The sequence below is a fragment of the Intrasporangium sp. genome (assembly GCF_051961875.1).
In the GTDB taxonomy this organism is placed as follows: domain Bacteria; phylum Actinomycetota; class Actinomycetes; order Actinomycetales; family Dermatophilaceae; genus Intrasporangium_A.
Map to the genome: position 1 here is coordinate 1 of NZ_JBQCCV010000139.1, position 7,329 is coordinate 7,329.

The 7,329-nt window shown below is 73.0% G+C and carries 7 protein-coding genes; 4 read left to right on the forward strand and 3 right to left on the reverse strand.

The window, feature by feature from the left end:
• Positions 1-98: 98 nt before the first annotated feature.
• Together ACTHJJ_RS08290 and ACTHJJ_RS08295 are read right to left on the reverse strand one after the other, a co-directional pair.
• The gene (locus tag ACTHJJ_RS08290) at positions 99-617 is read right to left on the reverse strand and encodes an aminoacyl-tRNA deacylase (protein ID WP_440302467.1); all 519 of its coding nucleotides are present in this window, start codon (positions 615-617) and stop codon (positions 99-101) included.
• A gap of 89 nt (positions 618-706) precedes the next feature.
• Positions 707-1,942: an MFS transporter gene (locus ACTHJJ_RS08295; RefSeq protein WP_440302468.1), complete on the reverse strand. Its 1,236-nt coding sequence runs from the start codon at positions 1,940-1,942 to the stop codon at positions 707-709.
• A 93-nt stretch (positions 1,943-2,035) separates the two neighbouring features.
• Between ACTHJJ_RS08295 and ACTHJJ_RS08300 the strand changes: the two genes are divergently transcribed.
• The 4 genes from ACTHJJ_RS08300 (at position 2,036) to hutI (ending at position 6,869) form a co-directional block, all read left to right on the forward strand.
• Positions 2,036-2,926 carry a LysR family transcriptional regulator gene (locus ACTHJJ_RS08300; RefSeq protein WP_440302469.1) on the forward strand — a complete coding sequence of 297 codons (891 nt, stop codon included), beginning with the start codon at positions 2,036-2,038 and terminating at the stop codon, positions 2,924-2,926.
• Positions 2,927-3,097: 171 nt separating this feature from the next.
• Positions 3,098-4,336, forward strand: coding sequence for an allantoate amidohydrolase (locus ACTHJJ_RS08305; protein WP_440302470.1), 1,239 nt, complete (start codon positions 3,098-3,100; stop codon positions 4,334-4,336).
• Positions 4,333-5,667, forward strand: a complete 1,335-nt coding sequence (locus ACTHJJ_RS08310; protein ID WP_440302471.1) for a formimidoylglutamate deiminase — start codon at positions 4,333-4,335, stop codon at positions 5,665-5,667. The genes ACTHJJ_RS08305 and ACTHJJ_RS08310 overlap by 4 nt, the downstream gene beginning before the upstream one ends.
• Positions 5,664-6,869, forward strand: a complete 1,206-nt coding sequence (gene hutI / locus ACTHJJ_RS08315; RefSeq protein ID WP_440302472.1) for an imidazolonepropionase — start codon at positions 5,664-5,666, stop codon at positions 6,867-6,869. Before ACTHJJ_RS08310 ends, hutI begins: the two co-directional genes overlap by 4 nt.
• 27 nt (positions 6,870-6,896) lie before the next feature.
• Here the strand turns inward: hutI and ACTHJJ_RS08320 are convergent, their stop codons facing one another.
• Positions 6,897-7,109, reverse strand: coding sequence for a DUF1918 domain-containing protein (locus ACTHJJ_RS08320; RefSeq protein ID WP_440302473.1), 213 nt, complete (start codon positions 7,107-7,109; stop codon positions 6,897-6,899).
• Between the last annotated feature and the right edge of the window lie 220 nt (positions 7,110-7,329).

Here is a 7,329-nt window from a genome sequence, read left to right on the forward strand (position 1 = left end):
CACTCCCGATGGGTATTTCCGTCGGGGGTTGGCCGCTGCTCGGTGTGTCGACCGGGATCGGGAGTGCGGTGTCGCGACTGCCGGGTCGGAGTGCCGCGTCAGGCCGGTTCGGTGCCTTCGGTGTCGGAGATGTCGGCGACCGTCGCGTCGAACAGGCGGATCACGTCGTCCCCGTGGACGGTGAGGCCCACTCCGTGGGCGCCGCCGCCGAGGTTGATGCGCCGGCCGACCAGGTGCGTGTCAGCGATGACCGGCAGGGGCTGCTTCGCCCCGAACGGTGTGATCGTCCCGCGCTCGTAGCCGGTGACTTCCTTGGCCGCCGCCGCGTCGGGCATGGAGATCCGGTTCGTGCCGAGCAGCTGGCGCACCTTGGCCCAGGAGAACACCCGGTCCCCGGGGACGAGGACGAAGACGTGCTCGCCCTCCGACTTGCGCACCACCAGCGTCTTGATCAGGTCGCGCGGTGCGATGCCGAAGGCGGCGGCTGCCTCCTCGAGGCTGCGGACGCGGCCGATCCGGCGCACGTCGAAGTCGATGCCGGCCGCCTTGGCCGCCTCGATGGCTGGGGTCGCGTCGCCCTCGGCGTCGGGGCGGGCCGTCTGGTGGTCTTCGGTCACGATGCCACTGTAGGCGCGGCCCTCGCCATGCTTCGGGAGTGAGGGGCGCCGAGGCGCGTCCAGACCCAGGCCCCTTCCGGTCAGTACACCTAGCGGCGGTGCGGGTCGAGCGACGGCGTGACCTGCAGCAGTGCGGTCAGCACCCCGACGACCGCGACGAGGCCGAAGCCGAGGACGAGGACTGCCGGCCAGGCGCCGGTGGACCAGGCCTGGCCCGACAGGCTGCCGAAGACGGACGAGCCGAGGTAGTAGGCGAAGAGATAGAGCGAGGCGGCCGGGCCGGGCGCGACCTGGCCGGCGAAGGCGCGGGCGGGGACCCAGCCGCTCGCCACGCCGTGGACGGTGAAGAACCCACCCGTCATCACGGCGAGCCCGAGCACGACGACGGGCAGCGAGTTCGGGAGGGTCAGCAGGAGGCCGGCGGCGAAGACGGCACAGCCGACCGGGACGACGGCTCGCCGGGAGTAGCGGTCCGCCAGCCGTCCGGCGACGGTCGACGCGACGGTGCCGACCGGATAGACGAGGAAGACCAGTCCGGCCGCGCCGAGGCCGAGGTGGAACGGGGCCGAGACGAGGCGGAATCCCATCGCGTTGTACGTGGCGACGAAGGCGCCCATCGAGCAGGCGCCGATGGCATAGAGCGCCAGCAGCCCCCGGTCGGACAGGGCGCCGCGCATGAGCCTCAGCAGGTGACCGACCCGGGCCGGGGCCGGGGTGAAGTTGCGCGAGGCCGGCAGCAGGACCCTGACGGCCACCGCACAGACGAGTCCCACGGCGGCGATCGCGGCGAGGGACCAGCGCCAGCCGGCCGCCTCACCGATGGCAGCGGTGACGAGCCGGCCGGTCATCCCGCCGAGCGCGGTCCCTCCGATGTAGAGGCCCGCGGCGCGCGCCTGCACCGTTGGGTGGAGCTCCTCGCGGAGGTATGCCGTGGCGACCGCGGGCAGGCCGGCCAGGGTCACCCCTTGGAGGAGGCGCAGAGCGAGAAGGGCATGCCAGCCGGGTGCCACCGCACAGGCCAGCCCGACCAGCGCCGAGACGGCGAGCGAGAGGTGGATGAGGCGGGTCCGGCCCGCGACCTCCGAGAGCGGGCCGGCGACGAGGAGGGCGATGCCGAGCCCGACCGTCGTCACGGAGAGGGACAGGGTGCTCGACGCGGCCGAGAGGGCGAACGACTCGGCGAGCTCCGGCAGGAGCGCCTGGGTGCTGTACAGCAGGGCGAACGTCGCCACGCCGGCCGCGAAGAGCGCGGCCGCGATCCGCCGGTACTGGGGATCGCTCGTCCGGTAGCCGGGGAACGGCGGGGAGGCGACGGTCGAGGTCATCCGTCGACTGTGCCCCCATGCCCAGCTATGTATCAAATGCATGTGAGGCGAGCGCTCCATGCACAGGACGCATGTCCCGCGTAGCATCCTGGGATGCACATCGAGGACCTCGCCCGCCTCCTGGTCGTCCACGACCTGGGCCAGGTGACGGATGCCGCCGCTGCCCTGGGGATGACGCAGTCAACGCTGTCGAGGGCCATCTCGCGGGTGGAGGCGGACCTTGGGGTGCGGCTCTTCGAGAGGGATGCCAAGGGGGTCCGAGCCAATGCCTACGGACAGCTCGTCATCGCCGCCGCCGGCGAGATCACCGATCGCTACGAGGAGCTGCGTCGGCAGCTGACCGACCTGCTGGACCCCGACTCCGGGACCGTCCGGCTCGCGTTCCTCGACTCCATGGCGACCTCGGTCGTGCCACACCTGCTTCGCGGTTTCCGGGACGAGGCGCCGCACGTCGGGGTCGTGCTGCGCCAGGAGCCGAACCACGAGATCCTGGCCGATCTCGACGGCGGGGTGTCGGAGGTGGCCATCACCTCGCCGCGGCCCGCCGGCACACACGGATGGGTGCCCCTGCAGACCCAGCGGCTCGCGTTGGTCGTGCCGCGGGGACATGCGCTCGCCGGTCGTCGGCGGGCACGGCTCACGGACCTCAAGGAAGAGGACCTCGTCACCGTCCCGAAGGGGTTCGGCTTCCGCACCCTCGTCGACGAGCTCTGCGCGGCCGCCGGGGTGTCGCCCCGGGTGGCCTTCGAGATCGGTGATCTCGCGACGATCGAGGGCATCGTCGGCTCGGGTCTCGGAGTCGCCGTCCTGCCGGAGGGTTTCGCTGGGACATCCGGGACTGTCGGCCTGCCCCTCGCCGCCGCCGGGGCGGAGCGGACGGTCGGCCTCACGTGGCGCAGCGATCGCGCACTCGCCCCAGCCGCCGCCCGGTTCCTCGAGTTCGTGCGCCGAGCGGCTCCCGTCGAGGAAGCCGACCCGATGTGACGGGTGGGGCGCAGTGCTCACTCGACGAAGGGTGCGTGTGACGGGTGGGGCGGAGTGCTCACTCGACGAGATGGGGGGGCCGCACCGATGGACGCGGTTGTCTCTCAACTGAGACATATTCGGCGGTCCGTAGAGCGCCCCAACGCGAGCAAACAGTGTGGAATGGGGGCCATGGGGAGCGACTTCACGACGATGTGGTCCGCCCTGGAGCCGATCGGGCGCGACCGCGGCTCTGGCGGCTACCGACGGTTTGCCTGGACCTCGGCCGACCATGAGCTGCGCGAGTGGTTCGCGGCCGAGTGCGCGGCTCGCGGCCTCGACCTGACCGAGGACCGCGCCGGCAACCAGTGGGCCTGGTGGGGCGACCCCGACACCACCCCGGGCGTCGTGATCGGCTCGCACCTCGACTCCGTCCCCGACGGCGGCGCCTTCGACGGCCCGCTCGGCGTGGTCAGCGCCCTCGCGACGATCGACGCCCTCCGCGCGCAGGGGGCCGCTCCCGACCTCCCGATCGGCGTCGTGAACTTCGTCGACGAGGAGGGCGCTCGCTTCGGCATCGCCTGCGCCGGCTCCCGCCTCATCACCGGCGCCCTCACTGCGGATCGTGCCCTCGCGCTGACCGACGCCGACGGCACGAGCATGGCCGAGGCGTGGCGAGCCGCGGGCCGAGACCCGAGCGCGCTCGGCCCCGATCCCGAGGCCCTCCGCCGCGTCGCCGCCTTCGTCGAGCTCCACGTCGAGCAGGGCAAGGCCCTCGCCCTCGCACCGGACGGCACCGAGGACCTCACCGACAGCGCGCGGGCGGTCGCGATCGGCACGGGCATCTGGCCGCACGGTCGCTGGCGCATCGACATCCCCGGCGAGGCGAACCACGCGGGCACGACCCGCCTCGCCGACCGTCACGACGCCATGCTCGGTCTCGCCGGTGTGGTCCAGGCGACGAGGACGTATGCCGCTCAGCGCGGTTGCGTCGCGACCGTCGGCAAGGTGCGGGTCGAGCCGGGCGGCGTCAACGCCATCGCGAGCCACGTGACGGCCTGGCTCGACGCGCGTGGGGCCGACGACGGCGCGGTCCGGGCGACCGTCGCCGACATCGAGCAGGAGGCCTCGCGCGCGGGCGCGACGACGAGTGAGGAGTCGTGGACCCCGCCCACCACCTTCGATGGCGACCTCGTGACCCGGCTCAGCGGCATACTCCCCGATGCGCCCCACCTCGCCACCGGCGCGGGGCACGACGCGGGCATCCTCGCCACCCACGGGGTCCCCGCAGCCATGCTCTTCGTGCGCAACCCGACCGGTGTGTCCCACTCACCCGCGGAGCATGCCGAGACCAGCGACTGCGAGGATGGGGTCGTGGCCCTGACGGCGGTCGTCGCCGATCTCTGCCGACGGAAGGACGATGCGCGATGACGGCATACTGGTGCGAGCACGCTTGGCTGACAAGCGGTTTCGCGCACAAGGTGCGTCTGGTCGAGGTTGGCGGGATCTTGAAGGAGATCCAGAGCGGGGTCGACCCGCAGCCCGACGACGTGCGCCTCGACGGCGTGACGCTGCCGGGGATGGCCAACACGCACAGCCATGCCTTCCACCGCGCCCTCCGTGGTCGCGTCAACGGCGGCGGTGGCAACTTCTGGAGCTGGCGCGAGCAGATGTATGCCGTAGCCGCGCACCTCAACCCCGACACGTACTTCTCGCTGGCCCGGGCGGTCTTCGCCGAGATGGTCTCCGCGGGCATCACCGTGGTGGGGGAGTTCCACTATGTGCATCACCGCCCCGGCGGGAAGCCGTTCGGCGACCCCAACGCGATGAGCCTCGCGCTGCGCCACGCCGCCGACGAGGCCGGCATCCGGATGACGCTTCTCGACACGTGCTATCTCGAGGGCGGGCTCAACGGCGGTGGCCACGTCGAGCTCCATCCCGGCCAGCTGCGTTTCAGCGACGGCTCGGTCGACGCCTGGGCCACGCGGATGTCCGCCCGCCGGCTCGAGACCGATCGGGTCCGGCTCGGCGCGGCGATCCACTCGGTGCGCGCCGTGCGCCGCGAGGACCTGCCGAAGGTCGTCGCGGCCGCGGCCGACATGCCGCTCCACATCCACCTGTCCGAGCAGCCGGGCGAGAACCTCGCCTGCCAGATGTTCTACGGCAAGTCGCCCACCGAGCTGCTCGACGAGGCCGGTGCCCTCGGCGCGAGCCTCACCGCCGTGCACGCCACCCACCTCACGGACCGGGACATCCAGCTGATCGGCGGCACGGGGACGGGCGCCTGCTTCTGCCCGACGACCGAGCGCGACCTCGCCGACGGGATCGGGCCGGGACGGTCGCTGCACGACGCCGGGGCGCCGATCAGCCTGGGCACCGACCAGCACGTCGTCATCGACCCGTTCGAGGAGCTGCGCGGCCTCGAGATGCACGAGCGCCTGGTGTCGAACGAGCGCGACCGGTTCTCGCCCGCGGACCTGCTCCTCGCGGCGACGTTCAACGGGTATCGGGCTCTCGGCTGGTCCGACGGGGGGCACCTGTCGAAGGGTGCACTCGCCGACTTCATCACCGTGCGCACCGACACGGTCAACACGGCCGGCGCGGCGCCGGAGCAGATCCTCTATGCGGGCGTCGCCTCGGACGTCTCGACGGTCGTCGTCGGCGGCGAGGTCGTGGTCTCCGAGGGCCGGCACCGGCTGGGCGACGTGGGTCGTCTCCTCGGCACCTCGATCCACCGGGTCGTCGGGGACTCCGCCCAGTGAGCAGCCACCTGATCACCGGGATCGCCGAGCTGACCACGAACGACCCGATGCGCTCGGCCGCCCACTCGGGGCCCGGCGCCGACCCGGGCGACCGGCTGCTCGGGATCATCCGGGACGCCGCCATCGTGGTCACCGACGGGGTCATCGAGTGGGTCGGCCCCGAGGTCCTCGCGCCCGACGCCGACCGCCGCACGGACCTCGGTGGGCGCGCGGTCATCCCGGGCTTCGTCGACTCGCACACCCACCTCGTCTTCGCCGGCGACCGGTCGGCGGAGTTCGCCGCCCGGATGAGCGGAACCCGCTACGACGGCGGCGGGATCCGGGTCTCCGTCGAGGCGACCCGGCATGCCTCCGACGACGAGCTGCGGGCGCTCGTCGGTGCTCGCGTCGCGGAGATGCGGGCCCAGGGGACGACGACGGTCGAGATCAAGAGCGGCTACGGCCTGACCGTCGAGGACGAGCTGCGCTCGCTGCAGATCGCGCGCGAGTTCACGCCGCACACGACCTTCCTCGGCGCCCACGTCGTCCCGGCCGAGTATTCCGACCGGCGAGTGGCCTACATCGATCTCGTGACCGGGCCGATGATCGAGGCGATCGAGGCAGCGGGACCGGGGACAGCGGCATACATCGACGTGTTCTGCGAGCCCCACTCGGCGCACGCCTTCGACGGGGACGAGGCCCGCACGATCCTCGAGGCGGGCCGGGCCGCGGGCCTGCGCCTTCGCGTCCACGGCAACCAGCTCGGGCCGGGGCCGGGTGTCCAGCTCGCCTGCGAGCTCGGCGCCGCGAGCGTCGACCACTGCACCTTCCTCAGCGACGACGACGTCGAGGCGCTCGCGGCCGCCCGCGGCACCACCGTCGCGACGCTCCTGCCCGGCGTCGAGTTCTCGACCCGCTCGCCGTATCCCGATGCGCGCCGGCTCATCGACGCGGGAGTCGACGTCGCGCTCGCGTCCGACTGCAACCCGGGCACGTGCTACTCGTCGTCGATCCCGTTTGCCATCGCCCTCGCGGTGCGTGATCTCGGGATGACACCGGCCGAGGCGCTGCACGCGGCCACCGCGGTCTCCGCGCGGTCGCTCGGGCTCGACCGGTGCGTGGCACCGGGGCAGCCGGCCGAGCTCGCCGTCATCGACGCGCCGAGCCACCTGCACATCGCCTACCGGGCCGGCGTGCCGGTCGTCCGCGCGCTCGAACTCTGAGGCGGCCGACGCAGCGGATGCGGCCGATCAGGTCGCGGCTTGGCCCTCGGCCTGCTGCGTGTCGACGCGGAGCACGGAGCCCGGCCCGGGCGTGATCAGCCCGGTGTGCCCGTCCGACCACTCGACGAGGTAGGGCGGCCCGCCGTCCGGGCCGTGGACCTCGCGAATCGTGCCGTGCCGGTTGGCCTGCCCGACGTGCTCGGTCGTCATGGTGATGGCGTCTCCGACCTTTGCCTTCATCCCTGCCTCCCGCGGGTCTCGACGGTTCTCCCAGCACACCATGACGCCGCGCCGAGGGGAAGAGAATCCGGGGGTTGTGGGGGGCGGGGGGGGGCGGCGCGCCCCCCACCCCCCCCAACCCCCCCCCCCCCCCCCCCCCCCCCCCCGCCCCCCACGCCCGCCGCGACCCCCCCCGGAGGGCGCCCCCCCCCCCGGGGGCGGCGCGGGGGGTTGTCGGCCG

Coding starts and splice junctions, on each gene's coding strand:
- ACTHJJ_RS08295 (WP_440302468.1), bottom strand. CDS start 1,942: ATGACCTCGACCGTCGCCTCCCCGCCGTTCCCCGGCTACCGGACGAGC.
- ACTHJJ_RS08300 (WP_440302469.1), top strand. CDS start 2,036: ATGCACATCGAGGACCTCGCCCGCCTCCTGGTCGTCCACGACCTGGGC.
- ACTHJJ_RS08305 (WP_440302470.1), top strand. CDS start 3,098: ATGGGGAGCGACTTCACGACGATGTGGTCCGCCCTGGAGCCGATCGGG.
- ACTHJJ_RS08310 (WP_440302471.1), top strand. CDS start 4,333: ATGACGGCATACTGGTGCGAGCACGCTTGGCTGACAAGCGGTTTCGCG.
- ACTHJJ_RS08320 (WP_440302473.1), bottom strand. CDS start 7,109: ATGAAGGCAAAGGTCGGAGACGCCATCACCATGACGACCGAGCACGTC.